Origin of the sequence: Empedobacter stercoris (assembly GCF_020281205.1) — a bacterium.
GTDB classification, from domain to species: Bacteria; Bacteroidota; Bacteroidia; order Flavobacteriales; family Weeksellaceae; genus Empedobacter; species Empedobacter stercoris.
Genome location: NZ_JACXZC010000031.1, coordinates 13,279 through 34,713, shown reverse-complemented (window position 1 = coordinate 34,713; position 21,435 = coordinate 13,279). Strand labels below are relative to the sequence as shown.

At 32.6% G+C, this 21,435-nt stretch carries 19 protein-coding genes and 2 tRNA genes; 8 read left to right on the top strand and 13 right to left on the bottom strand.

What is annotated here, in order from left to right:
• Positions 1–71 precede the first annotated feature (71 nt).
• Positions 72–689, top strand: a complete 618-nt coding sequence (locus IF125_RS12470; protein WP_225542720.1) for a hypothetical protein — start codon at positions 72–74, stop codon at positions 687–689.
• A gap of 41 nt (positions 690–730) precedes the next feature.
• On the opposite strand, the gene IF125_RS12465 is transcribed toward IF125_RS12470, so the two are convergent.
• The 6 genes from IF125_RS12465 to IF125_RS12440 form a co-directional block, all read right to left on the bottom strand.
• Positions 731–814 (bottom strand) — tRNA-Leu (locus IF125_RS12465).
• 23 nt (positions 815–837) lie between these two features.
• A tRNA-Gly gene (locus IF125_RS12460) sits at positions 838–910 on the bottom strand.
• A gap of 167 nt (positions 911–1,077) precedes the next feature.
• Positions 1,078–1,557 (bottom strand): DNA-deoxyinosine glycosylase, encoded by a 480-nt coding sequence (locus IF125_RS12455; RefSeq protein ID WP_171623187.1) that lies wholly within the window; start codon positions 1,555–1,557, stop codon positions 1,078–1,080.
• Positions 1,558–1,644: 87 nt separating this feature from the next.
• Positions 1,645–3,561 carry an ABC-F family ATP-binding cassette domain-containing protein gene (locus tag IF125_RS12450; RefSeq protein ID WP_225542719.1) on the bottom strand — a complete coding sequence of 639 codons (1,917 nt, stop codon included), beginning with the start codon at positions 3,559–3,561 and terminating at the stop codon, positions 1,645–1,647.
• Positions 3,562–3,605: 44 nt separating this feature from the next.
• On the bottom strand, positions 3,606–4,067 hold the full coding sequence (locus tag IF125_RS12445; protein ID WP_225542718.1) for a hypothetical protein: 462 nt from the start codon (positions 4,065–4,067) through the stop codon (positions 3,606–3,608).
• A gap of 11 nt (positions 4,068–4,078) precedes the next feature.
• Positions 4,079–5,137 carry an NAD(P)/FAD-dependent oxidoreductase gene (locus IF125_RS12440; protein ID WP_225542717.1) on the bottom strand — a complete coding sequence of 353 codons (1,059 nt, stop codon included), beginning with the start codon at positions 5,135–5,137 and terminating at the stop codon, positions 4,079–4,081.
• A gap of 329 nt (positions 5,138–5,466) precedes the next feature.
• Between IF125_RS12440 and IF125_RS12435 the strand changes: the two genes are divergently transcribed.
• Positions 5,467–6,264 carry an endonuclease/exonuclease/phosphatase family protein gene (locus tag IF125_RS12435; protein ID WP_225542716.1) on the top strand — a complete coding sequence of 266 codons (798 nt, stop codon included), beginning with the start codon at positions 5,467–5,469 and terminating at the stop codon, positions 6,262–6,264.
• Between the two features lie 180 nt (positions 6,265–6,444).
• On the opposite strand, the gene porN is transcribed toward IF125_RS12435, so the two are convergent.
• The 7 genes from porN to IF125_RS12400 form a co-directional block, all read right to left on the bottom strand.
• On the bottom strand, positions 6,445–7,347 hold the full coding sequence (gene porN, locus IF125_RS12430) for a type IX secretion system ring subunit PorN/GldN (protein ID WP_225532497.1): 903 nt from the start codon (positions 7,345–7,347) through the stop codon (positions 6,445–6,447).
• Between the two features lie 22 nt (positions 7,348–7,369).
• Complete coding sequence (porM, locus tag IF125_RS12425) at positions 7,370–8,935, bottom strand: type IX secretion system motor protein PorM/GldM (protein WP_221411970.1); 1,566 nt, start codon at positions 8,933–8,935, stop codon at positions 7,370–7,372.
• A 51-nt stretch (positions 8,936–8,986) separates the two neighbouring features.
• Positions 8,987–9,658 (bottom strand): type IX secretion system motor protein PorL/GldL, encoded by a 672-nt coding sequence (gene porL / locus IF125_RS12420; protein WP_188319651.1) that lies wholly within the window; start codon positions 9,656–9,658, stop codon positions 8,987–8,989.
• A gap of 28 nt (positions 9,659–9,686) precedes the next feature.
• On the bottom strand, positions 9,687–11,126 hold the full coding sequence (porK, locus tag IF125_RS12415) for a T9SS ring complex lipoprotein PorK/GldK (protein WP_225542715.1): 1,440 nt from the start codon (positions 11,124–11,126) through the stop codon (positions 9,687–9,689).
• A 107-nt stretch (positions 11,127–11,233) separates the two neighbouring features.
• Positions 11,234–12,385 carry an arginase family protein gene (locus IF125_RS12410; RefSeq protein WP_225542714.1) on the bottom strand — a complete coding sequence of 384 codons (1,152 nt, stop codon included), beginning with the start codon at positions 12,383–12,385 and terminating at the stop codon, positions 11,234–11,236.
• Complete coding sequence (gene topA, locus IF125_RS12405; protein WP_225542713.1) at positions 12,385–14,919, bottom strand: type I DNA topoisomerase; 2,535 nt, start codon at positions 14,917–14,919, stop codon at positions 12,385–12,387. Before topA ends, IF125_RS12410 begins: the two co-directional genes overlap by 1 nt.
• Before the next feature lie 85 nt (positions 14,920–15,004).
• On the bottom strand, positions 15,005–15,823 hold the full coding sequence (locus tag IF125_RS12400; RefSeq protein WP_171623178.1) for a hypothetical protein: 819 nt from the start codon (positions 15,821–15,823) through the stop codon (positions 15,005–15,007).
• 125 nt (positions 15,824–15,948) lie between these two features.
• Between IF125_RS12400 and miaB the strand changes: the two genes are divergently transcribed.
• From miaB to IF125_RS12370, 6 genes are all read left to right on the top strand, one after another.
• A complete protein-coding gene (gene miaB, locus IF125_RS12395) occupies positions 15,949–17,394 on the top strand; it encodes a tRNA (N6-isopentenyl adenosine(37)-C2)-methylthiotransferase MiaB (RefSeq protein ID WP_171623177.1) in 1,446 nt (481 codons plus the stop codon).
• Between the two features lie 186 nt (positions 17,395–17,580).
• Positions 17,581–18,852, top strand: a complete 1,272-nt coding sequence (locus tag IF125_RS12390; RefSeq protein WP_225542712.1) for a sigma-54 interaction domain-containing protein — start codon at positions 17,581–17,583, stop codon at positions 18,850–18,852.
• Position 18,853: 1 nt separating this feature from the next.
• On the top strand, positions 18,854–19,363 hold the full coding sequence (locus IF125_RS12385) for an LptE family protein (RefSeq protein ID WP_225542711.1): 510 nt from the start codon (positions 18,854–18,856) through the stop codon (positions 19,361–19,363).
• A 23-nt stretch (positions 19,364–19,386) separates the two neighbouring features.
• The gene (locus IF125_RS12380) at positions 19,387–20,550 is read left to right on the top strand and encodes a tetratricopeptide repeat protein (protein ID WP_225542710.1); all 1,164 of its coding nucleotides are present in this window, start codon (positions 19,387–19,389) and stop codon (positions 20,548–20,550) included.
• A gap of 4 nt (positions 20,551–20,554) precedes the next feature.
• Entirely contained in the window at positions 20,555–20,905 is a 351-nt protein-coding gene (secG, locus tag IF125_RS12375) for a preprotein translocase subunit SecG (RefSeq protein WP_171623173.1), read from the top strand.
• Between the two features lie 104 nt (positions 20,906–21,009).
• Positions 21,010–21,432, top strand: coding sequence for a hypothetical protein (locus IF125_RS12370; protein ID WP_225542709.1), 423 nt, complete (start codon positions 21,010–21,012; stop codon positions 21,430–21,432).
• The last annotated feature ends 3 nt before the right edge of the window (positions 21,433–21,435 follow it).

Below are 21,435 nucleotides of genomic sequence, written 5' to 3'. Positions count from 1 at the left end.
AGAAAGTTTGGCTATATTAGCCCTATCGAAAAACTAAAATCTACTTGGCCAGTTGCACTTATAACTTGAACATGGCATTAAACAAAATAAACTATAATGAAAAATCGCTTTATTTTTTACCTATTCGACATATCGGAACTAAAGTTTATTATCAACAAGTAACAACTAAAATTGACAGTTTACAATCTTTAGGATATCATTTTCTTTTTGAAGGAAATTCTCTTCATAAATCCGATAAAATAGTTTCAGATGAAAACGTAGAAAGTTACCTAAAATTCAGAAAAATAACTGGTATTGACATCCTATTACCCTATTCTAAAATCCCTCCTTATTCAGATTATTGCATCAAATATAATCTTATAGACCAACCTAGTTATGCTGAATTTGGAATGAATGAAAATGATTCAAAAAGCGCTGATTTATCCATTAAACAATTAGTCGACTCATATGAAAAATCTTACCCGAAAATCACATTAGATTCTTGTGATTACAATACTAATTTAAACGAAACGTATTCATGTACCAAAGTAGATGAAACTTCAAGAAAAATTTTTATGAAAGACTTTATTTTAAAAAAACGAAATGAACACTTAGTAAGTCAAATAAAAAATAACAAGAATAAGCAGCTTATTATTATTTATGGAGAAAATCATTTTGATGAAGTTAAAGATATACTTGAAAAAAATTAGCACAAAAAAAGCCCAAGAAAATAAATTCTTGAGCTTTGTTGTACCTCAGGCGGGACTTGAACCCGCACGTCCTAATGGACACAGGATTTTAAGTCCTGCGTGTCTACCAATTCCACCACCAAGGCATCCACTTCTAAGAAAGAAGTTGAGCGGGAAACGAGACTCGAACTCGCAACATTCAGCTTGGAAGGCTGACGCTCTACCAATTGAGCTATTCCCGCGATTGTGAGTGCAAATATAGAACAGCTTTTTTAATTACAAAACTTTTAGGAAGCATTTTTTTATAATTATTTTACATATAAAGCTAAGTTTCTCATCATAAAATTTTTAAGCTAAAAAATAATTTTATTTTTCTTTGATTAATTATTTTGAACATGAAAAGATTATCCTAAATAATTGCTTTTTTCCAGATTTCAATCAATCGTTCGTAAGAAAATTGGGCATTTGCAGGACTTGTACTTGGCACAGAAATATACTCTATGAATGTTTTTTTTTCAAAATATTTCCAAAATAATTGATACGCTTTCTTTCCATTGAAAATTATTTTCTCGATTGTAGGATGTTCATTCAAAAATTCATCAATTTGATTTGGCGAAACATTTCTCATATCCACATCCATGCTTCCTTTTCGTTCAGCAGAATGCGCAACATCCCAAAGCGCTAACTTATTTTGTAAAATAAGTTGATTTCTTATTTCATAATCTTCTGAAAATTCTGTCTTGAAAATCTCAAACATCATTTTCCAAAATCTATTACGCGGATGCCCATAATATTGATTGACTTCTAACGATAAATCCCCAGGTAAAGAGCCAAGAATTAATGTTTTTGGTTGTTCTGATGTAATTGCAGCAAAAGATTGTTTATGCATTTTGTCTTATTCTAAAATAGAATGTACAAAAAAAGTGCTGCAAAACTGCAGCACTTTAATAAAATAATATTTTTGAACGATATAATTTTAAAAAATTTGCTCAGAAATTTCTTCCCATTCTAACATTTTCTTATCTAAATCATTTTTCAAATTTGCATATTTATCCAATTCTTGTTGGGTTTGAGAACCTGCGTGTAATTTATTTTCTAAATCGGCAATCTTCGTTTCCAAATCTGAAATCTCTGTTTCTATACGAGACAATTTATTTTTTAGGCGTTTCTGCTCCTTCTCTTCTTCAAACGATAAAATACGTTTAGCTTGCTCTATTTTAACCTCAATTGGCTTTTCTTCTTTTGGTGCAGCTAAAGAATTTCCTTTCTCGACTTCACGGAAATTACCCGCTTTAATTTGCGCTAAATAATCATCAATTCCAGAAAGATATTCTTTGACTTGACCATTACGGAAATCAAACACTTTGTCTACTAACCCTTCTAAAAATTCGCGGTCGTGCGAAACTAAGATTAATGTTCCTGTATATTTTTGTAAAGCTTTTTTCAACAATTCTTTCGATACTATATCCAAGTGGTTCGTCGGCTCATCCATAATTAAAACATTAAATGGACGCAACAATAATTTACATAAAGCCAAACGATTTCGCTCGCCTCCCGAAAGTACCGAAACTTTTTTCTCTACCGCTTCGCCTCCAAACATAAAAGCTCCTAAATAATCACGAACATGTTTACGTGTTTCTTCTGTTGCAGAATTTTCTGCCTCTTCTAAAACGGTTAATTTATCATTTAGAACATGTGCTTGATTTTGAGCAAAATAACCAATCTCAACATTATGACCATGTTTAATTCTTCCTGTATAAGGTTGTTCATTGATAATTGCACGAGATAAAGTTGTTTTTCCTTGACCGTTTTGTCCTACAAAAGCTACTTTTTCACCACGATTAACATAAAATGAAACATGATCAAAAACTTGATGATCACCAAATGCAACACCAACATCATCTAATTCGAAAATAATTTTTCCTGGTTGAACTGCATCCACAAATCGGATATTCATTTTGGTTACATCATCATTTTCAATTTCGATGCGATCTATTTTGTCTAATTTTTTGATTAATGATTGTGCCATCGAAGCTTTGTTGGCTTTTGCACGGAATTTCGAAATCAAATCTTCCGTATGCTTAATCATCTGTTCCTGATTTTTTTGCGCTTGTTCTAATTTTTCGCGGCGATCTTCACGCAATTCTAAATAACGTGTATAATTTGCTTTAAAATCGGAGATGTGACGATTCGCAATTTCAATCGTACGGTTGGTTACATTATCCAAAAATTGACGGTCGTGCGAAACCAATACAACTGCACCAGGATAATCTTTCAAGAAATCTTCTAGCCAGATAATCGAATCGATATCCAAGTGGTTTGTAGGCTCATCTAAAAGCATCACATCATGTTTTTGCAACAATAGCTTTGCTAATTCAATGCGCATTCTCCATCCACCAGAAAACTCTTCTGTTGAGCGATGAAAATCTGAACTTTTGAAACCTAAACCAATTAAAATTTGTTCAATTTCAGCGTCTTTTGTGTAACCACCTAAAAGCCCAAAACGTTCTGTTAAATGCGAAATATCTTCGATTAACTTTCCGTATTCGTTCGATTCGTAATCTGTTCTTTCGGCTAATTCTTTGTTGACAAAATCAATACGATTCTGTATTTCAACCAATTGTTCGAAAGCAGAATCAGCTTCTTGCCAAACAGTTCTTCCTTGTACAAAATCAATATCTTGCGATAAATACCCGATTGTTACGTCTCCTTCGTAGACAACTTCTCCTTCTGAAGCCTGTTGACTTTTGGCTAAAATTTTAAGTAACGTCGATTTTCCAGCCCCATTTTTACCTACTAAACCAACACGGTTTCCTTTGTTGATGCGGAACGAAACGTTTTCGAATAAATATCTACCCGCAAAATAAACTCCTAAATTTTGTACTAATAACATTTTGCAAAAATACAATGTTTTTTGTTAGTTGAATACAATGAAGTTTAAGGTTTTATACTATAACTAAAAAAATACAACAGAAAACTAATAACAACAGAAATTGTAGCAGGCACAAAATAGGCAATTGCCAAATTATTTGTTTGAATAAAATTGATTGGAAGATGTATTAATTTGAATTGAAAAACCAAGAAACACACTGCTACAATTACAACTGAAATTTTCCAATCGTAATTACGTTTATGGTTAATAATAGATGCTACAATATAACCTAAAACTATTCCTACGAAACTCAAAATCGATTTCATTATCGCCAAATGTTTTAGCTTTTCACTAATTCCAAACTCATCACTTTTACGTACCAAAAAAGCAAAATTATCTTTTCCCATCGAATGAATTAATTCAATCAAATCTAATTCTGCCAAGACATAAAATTGTTGAATTCCTAAGAATAACAAAATACTTGCAACGAGTTGAAGTACGAATATTTTTATGTTAAAGTTGTTCATCAGAAGAAAATTTAAAATCGATCATAAAAACGTTTAATATCCGCTTCTTTATCGATAGTTTGATTGTTCTCTAAAAAATCATACAATTCATCCACCATGACTGGCGCCAGCATCGTTCCACGCGTTCCCATTCCATTTAAACAAATCAATTGCTGATATATTGGATGCGCACCAATAATTGGGCGACGATCGACTACTGTTGGTCGGATGGATGCGTGCTGTTCCACAACTTCAAAATCTTCTTTGAAAAAATTCTGAACCCCATCCACCAAATATTGTTTGGCTTCTGCTGTATTTTCGTAATTGACATGATCACGATCGTAAGTTGCACCAACAAAATATTGATTATTTTCTAAAGGCATCAAAAATTCTTTTCCTTTTACTACAGCTTCAGGCAATGTGGCTTTTGTTTCTATTTTCAACACTTCTCCTTTCACACCAATAACGGGTAGATTTTTGAAATATGGATTATTTAAAACATTGTAACCTTCGGCAAAAATAATCTTATTTGCTTCAATATTTTTATAGTTCGTGTGATTATCGTGCATAATCAAGGATTCAAAGTCAAATTCTTCATCAATATATTGATTTTGTTCAATCAAATAATTTTTGAAATCATTCAAAAGATTAGTCAAATCAACTCGACCAGTGTGCAAAACTTCTCCCGAACCTATAGGATTATTGATTGCTGAAAAATCATTCAATTGCTCTGTGTCTGTCGCTAAATAATCAACTAAATCTGGATGAGTCATTGCTTTTTTTAGCCATGTTTTTTTCTCTTGTTCATCATTAAAAACACGATAAACTGGAAAATTGTAGATGTATTTTTCGTTCAATAATTCTTCAAACTGACCAAAAACTTCGCGCAAACGATTAATTTGATTTGTCGCATTCCAAACAATTGAAAAACGTTTTAGCACAACCGGATTGAATATTCCTGCTGCAATTGCCGATGCTTTATGAAAATGATTGTCAATCACTACAAAAGATTTATTTTCTTGCAATAATTTCATCGCCATACAACTTCCTGCAACACCTTGTCCTACGATAATATACTCTACTTTGTTCAATTGATAAAATTTAAGAACAAAGGTAGATAATGTTTCTATTTTTATTATCTTGTTATACAAAAAACATCCATATTATGCAAATACTCTTTATTTTTCTTTCTTGCCTTATTCTTATTTCGGTAATTATTCCTTTTTTCAAACATAATCATTGGTCGGTAAGAGTTTTTGATTACCCACGTTTTCAAAAGCTTATTTTAGTTATTCTCACTTCATTTCTATTCATTTTTGTAGAGAAAAATTCGACTACGATTAGTTTGTTCGTATGTCTTATTTTTTCAGCAATTTATTTGCTTTGGGTCATTCTTCCCTATTCGCCTTTTGGAAAAAAAATGATCAATCAAGTTGAATTAAAACCGAATGAAAAACCTTTAAATTTATTAGTCTACAATGTTTTGCAAGACAATACAAAATACCAGAATTTAGTTCAATTAATCAAAAAACGAAATCCCGATATTGTGTTTCTTCTGGAAACGAATAATGAATGGATGAATCAAATACGTGAAGCTACAAATGATTATGAGTATAAGATAGAAGTTCCTTTAGACAATACTTATGGTTTATTATTCTACTCGAAATTATCCATTAAAAACCAAGAGATTAATTATTTAATTAGCACTGAAATCCCTTCAATTATTGTTGACATCGAGTATAATAATCAGATTGTACGTTTGTATGGTTTGCATCCTACACCACCTGTTCCACAAGAAAATGAAGAAAGTACTGAAAGAGATGCTGAAATTTTAATGATCGGAAAACAAGCCAAAGAATACGGAAAAGCATGTATCGTATTTGGTGATTTAAATGATGTTGCGTGGAGTAGAACAACCAGCCTGTTTTTGAAGACATCTCAACTTTTAGATCCTAGAAGAGGTCGTGGAATGTTCAATACTTTTCATGCGCATCATTGGTTTTTACGTTGGCCTTTAGATCACTATTTCTTGAGCTCTCAATTTCGATTAATTGAAATGATTAGAGAAGATAATATTGGTTCAGATCATTTCCCAATTGGCTTAAAAGTCGTTTTAAGAAGTGATGATGATTCAGGAGAAATGAAGTTAGATCAAGAAGAAAAAATAGAAGTTGAAGAAAAAATAGGAGATGGAATTGAAAAAGGTGATGCGAATTAAATTTTAGATTTTAGATTTTAGATTTTAGATTTTAGATTTTAGATTTTAGATTTTAGATTTTAGATTTTAGATTTTAGGGAATAACTAAATTCTGGAAAAAAATATTGTAGAGGAATTAAACTATTTTAAATAAAAAAAGCTCCAATCTTGAGATTGGAGCTTTAGTTTTATAACATTTTATTAATAATTCCACATATCGGCTTCTGCCTGAATAATAGAATTTCTAATTTTATGATGTTCTTCTAATTGTCCCTTCGAATCATTTGGAATATAATCCTCAATCATCTTCGTTCCGTACATGGTTTGCGCTTTGTAAATAACAGAACTAAATCGTCTTGCATTTAACATCTCATCATAAGTAATCGCGGAATTAGAGTTGCTTGGATTGAAAACAGTTGCATTTACCAAAACATTACGTGCATCTGGATACCAAATCCAAAATAAATCGACATACGTTCCGTCTGCAAATTCAGTTCCCAAAGATTGTGCATCTGGTCCCATGATCGCTAATCCTAACAAACGATATTTTAATTCTCCTAAACGACGATCAATGTACCAAAGACCTTTCGTTTTCACCATTTTAATATCATCAGATTTTACTTTGTAATTGAAAATAGCTGCTTCGTCAGGATTTTCACCTGCTGCAATCATATCATAGTAATACTGTTGAGTATCTTTCTTTTCGTTACGAGCCATGATTTGATCAAAACTCATTTTAGTCTGAAAGTACTCATCATCGTATACTTCTTTAATTTTTTTAGTACGAACTCCGTCAACTAAAACATCATACAATGATTTTGAATTCTGTACTAATTCATCACCAGATCTATAATAAGGTTGATTTAGACGCTCGTTCAAATCAATGACTTCCCATACAACTTTCGACCATAAGACATCTTTATCCTCGATAAAGCCATATTTCATTGGATCTTGTGCCGTACTTACAGTATCTCCAGCCTCATCAACTCTTGTTCTATTTTCGCGGTCTTTTCTCAACTGTTCTGGTGAAACAGCATTAAGAACATTTTGCGCCATTGTAAGGGTTGAGAAAAAACTCATTAAACCAAACAAAAGATATTTCATATGCTAAATTTTATTTTTTTGTTTATTGTACTTGAATTGCAATTGATGATGCTTCTCCTGTTTGACCAGAATTAGTACGATATTTAATATCGAATACACCAATTATATCTCCTTTTTTCGCTTTCGAAATTGCACCTGCGGCTCCTGACATTTTACTTCCTGTAACACGTACTGTAGCTTGACCTGGTACACGAACATTAAATGATGTTACTTCTCCTGAAATTGGGAATAAGAAATCTGGCCAGTCTACACGAATTGTTTGTGCTGCAATTCCATTATCTGGAATAGCTGGACTCGTTTTTCCTAAAATAACACCACGTGCTGGTGGAACTGGTTTGATACGGAACGTTTCACGAACAGATAATGTTTTACCTGAACTTGCTTTCGTTGTAGCAGTGAATGTTACTTCACTTCCTCCACCTGGCGTGTAATTCCATTTGTTAGCTCCTGCTCCAGAAACAGAACCTGATGAAGCATTTAAGCTTACTGGTCCATTTGCTCCATTAATTGTTGCAGAGATTGGGTTGGATACTCCACGGTAAACAACACGTAAATTATCGGCAACAATAGAACCTCCTGTTGGATCTTTCTCAATGATTTCAGCAGCTTTTTTATCTAAAGTTTGCGCAACAACTTGATATGTTGAAGGTGCGATATCAACCTTTTTAGTTTGCCCATTCGATACATAAGTAATGCTACCAGTTAATTGATGCATACCTACAGATCCTGTATTTAATTTGATTGATGCTTTACCATCTACTACTTCTGCGTTTCCAACACTTGTAGAAACAGAACCTTTAATCGAATTATCATAAGCTCCTAAGACAACATTAAGAACAGCTTCGTCCCCAACTTTAACAACTCCTGGAGATAAGAATAAACCTTGGAACGCATCCAATTCAATTTTCTCCTCTAATTTACCAGATAATAATGCTCTTACCAAGTTACCTTCTTCTGTGCGAGCATCCATTTGCATCTTAGATAAATTTGTTAACGATGCAATCATTGGTTGATCATTAAACTTTTCCTGTACCCAAGTTTGTTTTTTAGTTTTTGATTTCGTTCCAAAAAATTCGTTGATACGAGCTTCAGCATTTTTAGCATCTGGACTTTGTTTTGCAAAAGTCATTAAGAAATTTCTGAATGCGTCAACTTTTCCTGTGAATTCTTTGGCTTTCTCATTTCCAGAATCACCTCCTTTTCCTTTGAAAAATAGAGATACAACTGGTTCCGTGTTTGATAAAGCATTGTAATCAGTTTCTTCTGATCCTGAGACATAATCAGACCCTTTTAATTCTTTTTTCAAACCATCAATGTAAGCTACAAACTCATTTGTTTGTCTTTTTACCTCAGCAGCTTGAGCTTGAGTTTTTGCGTACGTTGAATCATCCTTCACTTTTAGATCAATTTGATCATAGAAGGTATCGTTATTTGTTTTCGTTAAAGTCGTTGTTGACTCTAAAGAAGTATTTATCGTTTCGAACGATCTCAAAACCTCACGATCCACGTTCAAAGCCATCATTGCAATGAACACGAGATACATCAGGTTAATCATCTTCTGACGTCCGGTTAGTCTACCTCCTGCCATAATAATTTATAGAATTAATGAATAATTAGTTTAATTTATCAGATCAATGAATTAGTTATTTTTCATTGCAGAAAGCATACCTCCATATACTTTGTTCAATGCATTAATATTCGCAGAAAGCTCTTGCATTTCTTTTAAGAATTGCTCTGAACTACCTGAAGATTTTTGCATCTCTTCGATAAATTGTTTATTTAATTCTACTTGTTTTTGGCTATTTAAAATTTGCTCAGCATAGACTGCATTCAATTGGCTAATGTTATTAGATGCCTTTGCAATTTCGTTGCTGTATTGTTCTGTAGAAGCTACAGCTGTTGTCGTTGTATTTAATTCGTTTACTGCAGATCCAAATTTATCTAATGATCCACGTAATCTTTCAAACACTTCTTTGTCTAATTTAGCATCAGCTAAAACTTTATCTAATTCAGCTGTTAAGTTGTTTCCTGCTGTTGCAACTGCAGCTGTCTTTCTTTCTACTGGCTCACCACTTAATAATTCTGGATACGCTTTTTCCCATTCATAGCTACCTTGAGGTTTATCAAAAAATGCTGAATAAAAGAAAACGAATGCTTCAGCTACTAATCCAATGGTTAAGATTAAATTGGCTGAAATTGGCCCTAAATTTGTATGAGTAATTTTACATAATGCCCCGATAATTACTACTGCGGCAAAGAAATTATACAAAAAATTTGTAAGACGTTCTTGTTTTGAAGCTTGTAATGCCATATGATGCTTTTTATTTTTTAAAAATAGGTTATTTAGTTTTTCTGTAATTTACTTTAGATCCTTCTGGGAAAGATTGAACTGTACGGAAACCGATAAAGCTTCTTGCTGAATCTTTGTGTTCCCAATCTCTTGATGAAGTCATTAATAAATAACCGACATCTTTCCATGATCCTCCACGTACACTTCTATTTACTTCTCCTGACATTGTAATTGAAGGATTAAGCGTTGAAGACATAGTGTAGGAAGATCTGTTATAAGGAGAACTTGTCCATTCTGCAACGTTACCCGCCATATCGTACAGACCATATCCATTCGCTTTGAAAGTTTTAATTGGTGCTGTGTACATATATCCCGTTTTCTTACCATCGTTGATTTCTAAATAATCACCACGTTTTGGCTTGAAATTCGCTAAATAACATCCTCTATCGTCTGTTAAGTAAGGACCTCCCCAAGGGTATGGAGCGTTTTCTAAACCTCCTTTAGCAGCGTATTCCCACTCAATTTCTGTTGGTAGACGATAGCTAATTACCTTCACTTGGCTTCCTCTTTTCTTCTTATTATTTAAAGCTGTATTGTGATATCTTGTGCGGAAATCACAGAAAGCAGTCGCCTGATTCCAATTAATTCCAACTACAGGATAATCTGCATAAGCTTTGTGCCAGAAATAATCTTGGTGCATTGGATCATTGTACGAGTAGTTGAAATCTCTTACCCAAACTGTTGTATCTGGATAAATATTTAAACTAAATTCTTTTCTAAAATCTACGCGAAACGTTCCACGTTTTTTCGCAGCAGCAGCCTGGTCAACTGTTACATATGAATAATTTAATTTACGCGTATCGATACGTCTCTCTCCATTCATACGTTCTTCTGGTGGATAGTAAAGTCCTTCCATTACTTCTGCGTAATCTACATCTGGGTACTTATATTTATCCCACTCAAGACGTTGTTTCCAATTTAACTTTCTTGAGTCTAATGATTGACCATCTCTACCTGTATTGCTATTTTTAAGATATTCATCGTACGGTGTTCCTTCTCCATCTTCAGATCCGGAAACATATGCAAAAGCACCTATTCCATCACCATCTGCACCTGGATTCATTGGGTCAAACCCTAATGCTTCAGCCTTATTTGCTAAAGCGGTACGAGCGATAGAATCTTTTACATAATTCACAAAAATCTGATACTCAGAGTTTGTAATTTCTGTATCGTCCATAAAAAAACCTGTAACAGTAACAGTTTTCACTGGAGCGTCATTTGTTTTTGTAAAATCATAATCTGTTTGTCCTAAAACAAACGATCCACTCGGAATCGGAACCATTCCTTTTGGACGAACAGGCGTCCAAGCTGAAGAGGTTTTCGAAACTATCTGTCCATCATTTCTATCACTACTCCCTCTGTTTTTCAACATTTTACATGATGATAAAGAAAGAGATAGCAACAATGCACTTACCAAAATTCTATTCATTCTGCTATAGATTTATTTTTATACAGGTTTTATACTTTTAGTTCTCAATTAATAAGGCTACAAATTAAGGCATTTTATTAATTGATTTTTACAATTATTCTTTATTTTTAATAAAATTTTTTGAAATACTTCCACCATCTATTGGGTATTTCTCCATTCAAGGCTTGTTCATAATCTTTTTCTGAACACGAAATAATTTCAAATTTTCGTTCTCCATCAATTGTGTTGTCAACTTCAATCCACAATTGATTAGTTACTGTATTTCGATAAAAAATATAATTATATCCTTCTGTAGGAACAAAAATTTTCTCAAAATATTGTGTATCGTCAAAACTTTTTATCTCTGGGCGATGATTTTTCCCATCAATAAAATACCAAATCATCTGTGCTATAAGCAAATGATCTAATTTTTTATAGTTCTCGATATAGTCACAAACGTAAAGTGAAGACAATTTATTGCTGAAGCCTAAATATCTTGTTAAGGCACAAATTTCTCGCGATGTAAAACCATTTGGTGTCATATTTTTTGAAGAAGAAAAATCTGAACCTTGCAAACTTGAAAGATTAAGCAAAGCGGCATGAATATCTCTTGAATAAGGTTCTATTTCTTTTAGATTCTCTGAAATAACTCCTAAACGAACAGCTTCAAAATTTAACTGATCCAACAAATCCAATTTTTCTTGCGCTACGAAATACGTCTGAAAACCAATATTTGTATAATCTAATAAATTGAAAGGTTCGTTCGAAATAATTTTAGTTAAATAATTAGTCTCCGTTGTTTGAGCTTCATCTTTGCCTAAACGTAATTTGTGATCAATAGTTAAATAATTTATTTTATCAACAAGTTCATCATAAGCACGATATTGCTGGTATCCCAAACTTGGGTTTCCTCCCAAAATAACCACATTGTATCCATCTCGTATCAGTCCGTTTGTAACCTCTCTAAAAACTTTTTCGGTTTCATGTTTGTCATCATAGTAATTAACATCACCAAAATCGTACAAATCTATCGACCAATTGCCCATTTGTAATTCGTACAATTGAGTTCGAATTAAGCTAAAATCTACGTCTTCAATCAAATCTTTTTGTTTCGAACGAGATTCAGTCACACCAATTATTGCAATTTTATCATTCGTGTTTTCTGCTGTTTCAAGAACATTTTTACGAAATTTAATTGATGTACCTAACGCAAAAGAATTACAAGACTTCGCAAAATCTTGTAATTCTTCAGAAACGGGTTTTAAAAAGTCGTTGTACATTACTTTTTAGTCGTTGGTTTTTTAGTTGTCGTTTTCTTGGCAGTTGCTTTTTTAGCTGGAGCTTTCTTTGTAGCAGTTTTCTTTACAGGTTTAGCTGCTTCTATCAATTTTTCTACCTCAGCCAAAGTCAACGCTTCTGGATTTGTTTCTTTTGGTAATTCAACTTTAATTTTTCCTTGAATTAAATTGAAACGTCCCCAACGCGCTTTTTCTAAACGAATTTCTTGTTCTGCCCATTCGCGAACAACACGCTCAGATTCTTTGCGTTTTTTATCTTCAATCAATTCGATAATATCCGCTTGTGATAAATGATCGAAATCGTATTTTTTTGGAACATTGATAAACCATTCGTTCCATTTGATAAATGGTCCAAAACGTCCTTTACCTTTTGTTACATCATATCCTTCGTATTGTGCAATCGGCGCATCGGCTTTTAACTTTTCTTCGATTAGTTCTACCGCACGTTCAAATGACAAATCCATTGGATCTTCTTCTTTCGGAATCGAAATGTATTTATCATCAAACTTTACGTAAGGGCCGAAACGTCCAATATTCACCTCAACTTCGTGCGCTTTATACTCACCCAAAGTTTTTGGTAATTCGAATAATTTTAATGCTTCTTCTAATGTAATATTATGAATCGATTGATGTTTTTGAAGACTCGCAAAACGTGGTTTTTCCTCATCCTCTGCTTCTCCTATCTGAATCATTGGTCCAAAACGCCCAATACGTGCATGTACTTTTTTACCTGAAGTTGGATCGATTCCCAACTCTCGTTCTCCTGTTGCACGATCTGCATTTTCTTGAACATCTTCTACCGTTTGATGAAATTTTGTATAAAACTCATCAATCATTTTTGTCCAATTCAATTTACCTTCTGCAATCTCATCAAAACTATTTTCAACACGAGCAGTAAAATCATAATCCAACACGTTTGTAAAATAATCTACCAAGAAATCATTTACCACAATTCCAATATCAGTTGGGATTAATTTGCGACGATCTGCACCAAAAATTTCTTTTTGTTGTGCTTTTTTGATTTGATTATCAACTAATGTTAACGTATTGTATATTCGTTCTTGTCCATCCAATTCACCAACTTCTACGTAACCTCTATTATGGATTGTAGAGATTGTTGGGGCATAAGTTGAAGGTCGACCGATTCCTAATTCTTCTAATTTTTTTACCAAAGATGCTTCTGTATAACGAGCAGCAGGACGAGAAAATCGTTCCGTACCGTTAATTTCATCCGCTTTCAATTGCTCATTTACTTTTACGCTTGGCAACAATACTTTGTCATCATCCGTATCTTCGTCATCATGCGATTCTTGATAGACTTTTAAGAAACCATCAAAAACAATCACTTCTCCTTTTGCTTGAAAAATAAAGTTGTTTTTGTTGTTATCAATATCAATGATTGTTCGCTCTAATTCGGCATTTGCCATTTGAGAAGCAACTGTACGTTTCCAAATTAATTCGTATAGTTTACGCATCGAATCGTCTGCATTTATCGAATGATTTTCGAAATGCGTAGGACGAATTGCCTCGTGAGCTTCTTGTGCGGAAGAGTTTTTATTTTTATACTTTCTGATCTCAACATATTTGTTCCCGTAAGCAGATTCTATCTCTGCTTTAACTGCAGTTAATGCATCATCAGATAAATTCACACTATCCGTTCTCATATAGGTAATATGCCCAGATTCATACAACTGTTGCGCTACACGCATTGTTCTCGAAACAGAAAAACCTAATTTACGAGAAGCTTCTTGTTGCAATGTAGATGTTGTGAATGGTGCTGAAGGCGTACGTTTTGCAGGTTTTTTCTGTAAATCATTTACTTTAAAATCTGCTCCAACACATGTTGCTAAAAAATCTTCAGCTTCTTTTAACGTTGAAAATTCTTTTGTTAAAACTGCTTTTAATGTTCTTCCTTCATTTGTTTGGAAAATTGCGATGAATTTGTATGATGAAACTGGAACAAAGTTTTGAATTTCTTTTTCGCGCTCAACAATCAATCGAACAGAAACCGATTGAACACGTCCTGCTGATAAACCTGGTTTGATTTTTTTCCATAAGATTGGTGACATCTCAAAACCAACTAATCGATCCAAAACACGACGAGCTTGTTGTGCATCTACCAAATTCTCATCAATTTCACGTGGATTATCTACTGCACGTTGGATAGCTTTTTTCGTAATCTCATTAAAAACAATACGTTTTGTATCCTTTTTTTCTAACCCAAGAACGTGATATAAGTGCCAAGAAATAGCCTCTCCTTCACGGTCCTCATCGGATGCTAACCAAATTGTTTCGGCTTTAGAAGACAATTTTTTTAGTTTACTTACAACATCCTTTTTATCAGGTGTTACTTCGTAGATTGGCTTATAATGATTCTCGATTTCGATTCCCATTCCTTTCTTTGGTAAATCGACTACGTGACCAAAACTTGACTCCACGATAAAATCATCACCTAAAAAACCTTGAATGGTTTTAGCTTTTGCTGGGGACTCAACAATAACGAGATTTTTAGACATATTGTTTTCTTAAAAAATTTCTGCAAAATTAATAACAAAAAAATGAAGCAGCCAAAAATGATTTTCAACTGCTCCATAATTTTATCTATTTCATATAAGGATTGTCCTTATAAATATCTGTTCCGATTTGTTCTATTTCTGATTGTTGATCGTCAAAACCAACCACTTCCCTATACAGTATATACATCATCACGTACACAAATGGAATTGCTGGAATAAGTCCTACACAACATAAAATAAAACCAAGAATTATAATTGCTATTCCTAATAATAAGACAACAAAGAAACTTCCAAAGTTTTTGAAAGCTAACTTCATACTATAATTTAAGGCTTCTTTTACATCAGCTGATGCAAAAATAATTAATGGAACTGCTAACATCCACATCGTATAAACAATAAAACCTGGAACTAAACATAACGTTAACCCAATACTACCTACAATTTGAACGACTAATGTAACAAGAAAAAGATTCAAGAACTTTCCATCTTTGTAATGAATAAAAATATCACTCAATTCTGGATTCTTTTTATAATCATATTTATAAGCCATTGTATAAATACTATATAATACTGGATACAAAACAGCTGATAAAATATTCGTCAAGAAAATAGACACCATTGCAGAAGTGCTCGAAAAAATTTCTTGGTACATTTCCATTACAGCTTCCGGATCACCACTACTTGCAATTGCTTGAATCTCCTCTTCATCCATAGAAATAGGAAAAACAAGTCCTACCAACATATTTAAAATCCACAAAGTGATAAAATAAATTAACACCGCTAAAATCGCATAACCTGCAATTCCTTTAAAAATATCTCCCGCTTTTTCAACAACTTGACCAGCTTTTAGCTGAAAACCATTCTGAAGCTTTTCTTCTATTCGATCTTGTACTCTCTTATCCATATTTGTTTTTTTAAGTATTTCGTTTTCTCAAATCTACAAAATGTTAATAAAATGCAAAAGAAAAATTTACTGCCAATATGTCACATAGTTTTATTATTTTTGCACGATAAAATATCCATTTTAGAATGCATACAGAAGAAAAACATATAGATGAAGCAAGACAAGGAGAAGCTTTGATGACTGCTCCTACACGTAATGCTACAAAGAAATTATTCTTAGAAAGTTACGGATGTCAAATGAATTTCTCAGATAGTGAAATCGTTGCCTCTATTCTAAATAACGAAGGTTACCAAACAACACAAAAAGTTGACGAAGCAGATTTAATCTTATTAAATACATGTTCTATTCGAGAGAAAGCAGAACAAACTGTTCGTAAACGTTTGGCAACTTTGAACGCCATCAAAAAACAAAATCCAAGTCTTAAAATTGGTGTTTTAGGTTGTATGGCGGAACGATTAAAACATAAATTTCTTGAAGAAGAACATTTAGTTGATATCGTTGTTGGACCAGATGCATACCGTGATTTACCAAATTTACTGAATGATGTAGAAGATGGTCGTGATGCAGTAAATGTACAATTATCAAAAGAAGAAACGTATGCAGAAATTTCTCCTGTTCGTTTAGGAGGAAACGGCGTAACTGCTTTCGTTACGATTACTCGTGGTTGCGATAACATGTGTACATTCTGTGTTGTTCCTTTTACTCGTGGTCGTGAACGATCTCGTGATCCACATTCTATCTTAAATGAGTGTAAAGAATTAGCAGAAAATGGATACAAAGAAATCACACTTTTAGGTCAAAACGTCGATTCATATTTATGGTATGGTGGAGGACCAAAAAAAGATTTCAAAAATGCAACAGACATTCAGAAAGCAACAGCAGTAGATTTTGCACAATTATTAGACATGGTTGCAACGCAATTTCCTAACATTCGTTTACGTTTTTCTACTTCTAATCCACAAGATATGGAAGAAGGTGTATTAGAAATGATGGCGAAACATAAGAATATTTGTAAATACATTCACTTACCTGTTCAATCAGGTTCTACAACTGTTTTAGAACGTATGAATCGTCAACACACGCGTGAAGAGTATTTCGAATTAATTGATAAAATTCGACGCATCGTTCCAGATTGTGCTTTATCTCATGATATGATTGCAGGTTTCTGTGGAGAAACAGAGGAAGAACATCAAGATACTTTATCATTAATGGAATATGTGAAATATGATTTCGGTTATATGTTCGCTTATTCTGAACGTCCAGGAACACCTGCACACAAAAAAATGCCAGATGATGTTCTACCAGAAGATAAAAAACGTCGATTACAAGAAATCATCGAAATGCAACAAAAACATTCTGCTGAACGTATGAATGCTTATGTAGGAAAAGTACATGAAGTATTAATTGAAGGAAATTCTAAACGTGACGAAAATTTCTGGTACGGACGCAATACCCAAAATGCAGTTTTAGTATTCCCTAAAGTCGAAGGAACTAAAGTTGGAGATTTTGTCAACGTAAAAGCAAATAGCTGTACAACCGCAACCTTAATTGGTGAAATGATTGAAGGATAATTAATTCTTTTTAAAAATCAATCTATCAATTATATACAACAATAAAATTCGTCAATTCGAGTGATTTTTATTAATGAAATGATTAAAAATTGTATCGAGAATAGATTTTTACCCAAAATGACGGTTTTAATAAGACAATAATTGAAATTTGATAGATCATTTTTCAAAAACCTAAAAAAATAAAACATGGATTCTTTACAAACAATCAAACAACGTTTTGGAATCATTGGAAATAATGTAGCCTTGAATCGCGCTTTAGAAAAAGCCGTTCAGGTTGCACCTACCGACATTTCTGTTCTTGTAATCGGAGAAAGTGGTGTTGGTAAAGAGTTTATTCCAAAAATTATTCACAATCAATCTGCTCGAAAACACAACAATTATATTGCTGTAAACTGTGGTGCAATTCCAGAAGGAACAATCGATTCTGAATTATTTGGGCATGAAAAAGGAGCGTTTACTGGAGCTACTCAAACGAGAAAAGGGTACTTTGAAGTTGCTGATGGTGGAACAATTTTCTTAGATGAAGTTGGTGAATTACCTTTAGCAACGCAAGTACGTTTGTTACGTATTTTAGAGTCTGGTGAATTTATGAAAGTTGGTTCTTCTGAATTGCAGAAAACCAATGTTCGTGTTGTTGCAGCAACCAATGTAAAACTAAAAGAAGCAGTTGAAAAAGGAAAATTTCGAGAAGATTTATATTATCGATTAAATACTGTTCAAATTGATATTCCTGCTTTACGCGAACGCAAAGAAGATATTAATTTATTGTTTCGAAAATTCGCTTCAGATTTTGCGAATAAATATAGAATGCCACACATCGAGCTATCGCCAGAAGCTCAAAATTATATTGCAAATTATCCTTGGCCAGGAAATGTTCGTCAATTACGAAATTTTGCTGAACAGGTTTCGGTCATAGAAAAAGAACGTGTGATTTCGTTAGAGAAAATCATCGAATTATTACCTAATAATTCAAATATGTTAACGGTTACAAATAAATCAAAAGACGGAAGTTCTTCTGATTTTATGGAACGTGAATTATTGTTCAAGGTTTTATTGGATATGAAAAAAGATTTGAACGATTTGCGTGCATTAACTTTAGATTTGATTAAACACAAAGATGTCGATGATTTTAATGGCAACACACAAGAATTGATTCAACGTGTTTACCAAGATCAAAGCGATACGGAAGAAGATTTTGTTCCAAATCACTATAATTTAGTTCCAACAAATTCACCTTCAAAAGCACCTGCATATCAACAACCACAATACGATTATTCGAACGACGTGTATGATGTAAGTCCAATTGAGGAGCCAGAATCGCTTTCTTTACAAGATAATGAAAAAGAAATGATCAAATTGGCATTAGAAAAACACAAAGGCAAACGCAAAATGGCTGCTGACGAATTAGGAATTTCTGAGCGTACATTGTACCGTAAAATCAAACAATATCATTTGTAATATGAACAAATTAAAACAAGTTATTCTTAGCATTTTTGCTATTTTTAGTTTAACAGGTTGTATAAAATATTCGCTTTCAGGAGCTGCAATTCAACCAGATTGGAACACAATTTACGTCGCTACTTTTCCGAATTATGCACCGCAACAAAATCCCACGTTAAGTCAAGATTTAACAATTGCTATTCAAGATATTTTCAGAAGTAGAACGAAATTAAAATTAAATTCGAACGAAAATTCTGATTTAATTATCGAAGGTGAAATTACGGGATATGACGTTGTTCCAGAAGCAATTCAATCGAATGATATTGCAGCGAAAAACCGTTTGACGATTTATGTAAAAGTACGATACATCAACAATAAAGAAGAATCAAAAAGCTACGACAGAACATTTTCTGCTTTCCAATTATATGACGGAAACGCAATGCTAAGTGCAGTAGAATCGTCAATTGTTCCTTTAATTATTGATGATATTCGCGACCAAGTTTTTGCGTCGATTGCGATGGATTGGTAAAAAAATAACCTTATATTTGAGCAATGACTAGAATTGAATATTTAGTAGCACATCCGTACGAAGTTGAGAAATCGGACATTCCTCTTCTAAAAAAAGAAGTGGAAAAATATCCTTATTTTTATACTTTACGTGCTTTGTTACTTTATGGTTTAAAAAAAGAAAATCATCCATCTTTTGAAGATTATTTAAACAAAACATCAATTCAAAGTAGTAATCGTGTCGATTTATATCATTACATCAATTCTGAACCAATAAAAAAAGAAACAGAAACAATCCCTTTGATTATTGAAGACGAAAAAGTAGAAGAATTAGTTGAAAATAAAATCAATTCTGAAGTTAGTTCAGATGAATCTACAGCTAAAATTGTTGAACAAAACAACGATACAACCGAAGTAACTGATGAGAATATAGAAGAAAACAGAGAGCAATTTGTCAATAATACTGAAATCATTTCTAAAGATAATTCCGACGATGTCAATGAAGATATTGTTGATGAAATGATCGAAAATGATACCGAAGAATCTGAATTGAGAACAGATCATGTGGTTGATATTATTTCGGAAGATGAACTAAACGAAGTCGCTGAAATCACAAACGAAGTGGTAGAAATTTCGACTTCTAAAGAAGATAAAACTTCAATAAATGATATTGCAAATGCTGTACAACAAACTTCTGAAATAGAACTAATTGAAAATAATTCTGTCAAAAATGAGGTAGAAATTTTAGTTAAAACAATTGAAGTTATCGAAGAATCGAAACCAGAAGTAAATGATCAGAAAGTTGAAATTGGAGAAAATAATAACTCAGAATCAACGTTTTCTTTTACCGATTGGTTAAAAAAAGTTCCTTCTCAATCAAAAACTCAAAAAGAGATTGAAGAAGAACAAGAAATTGCTGAACGAGAAATAAAATATAAGTTGATTGACGACTTTTTGGAAAAAAATCCAAAAATCGTTCCGATGAAAAAAACAGATATTACGCCAGCTAATACCCCATCAAATTTTGTTCAAAACACAGAAGAATATTCGGATTTGATGACCGAAACCTTGGCTCAAATTTACATTGAGCAAAAAAAATATGATAAGGCAATTAAAGCTTATAAGATATTAATTTTGAAATATCCAGAAAAAAATAGTTTATTTGCAAATCGAATTAAAGAAATTGAAAATTTAAAAAACTCTAAATAATAAAATGGGACTATTTCAGTTTTTCATGATTATGATCATGATTTTATGTATATTATTAGTATTAATTGTATTATCTCAAAACCCTAAAGGAGGTGGATTATCTTCTACTTTTGGTGGCGGAGGAGGAAGCCAAATGTTTGGAGTTCAAAGAACAAATAAATTCTTAGACAATACAACTTGGGGATTATTTATCGCTGTTATTGTTTTAATAATTGGAGCAGGAATTACACACGAGAATCCAAATGCAATAAAACCTATTAAACCAAATGTAACGGCACCAGCTAATAATTTACCAACGCAACCAACACAAGACGGAGCAAGTCAAAATCAATTACCAGCTCAACCAGTGAAGTAATTTTTTTAGAAAAAACATAGATCAAAAAGCGAATCAGATAACTGATTCGCTTTTTTTTACTTCAAATTAAATTATTATTCTTAATTTAGTTTTAAACATTCAATATGAAGCACTATTACTTTCTTATAATATTAATATCTATTTTTCTTATTGGTTGCGGACAACAAAAGGTTTTAAAAACAATTTCTAAAGATGAATTAAATGTTTTTAGAATTGCTTTTGACAGAAATGGCTGTAAAAATGAAATTAACGTTTTCACAAACATGAAAGATTTTGACACGTTTCAAAAATCATTAATTGTTCCTGGAGAAAGAAATTCGCCTTTAGAAATTATAGACTTTACAACCAAAAATGTAGCCGTTATTTGTAAAGCAGATATTGAACGTTATGAAATCTTAGAGTTAAAAAATGTTTCTAAAAAAAACATTTTAAAATTAGAGAAAATTAAAGATGAAGCTGACAAATCTGTCAACTTATTATTTATAGAAATTCCAAAAGAAATTAATTATTTAACACTTGAATATTAAAAA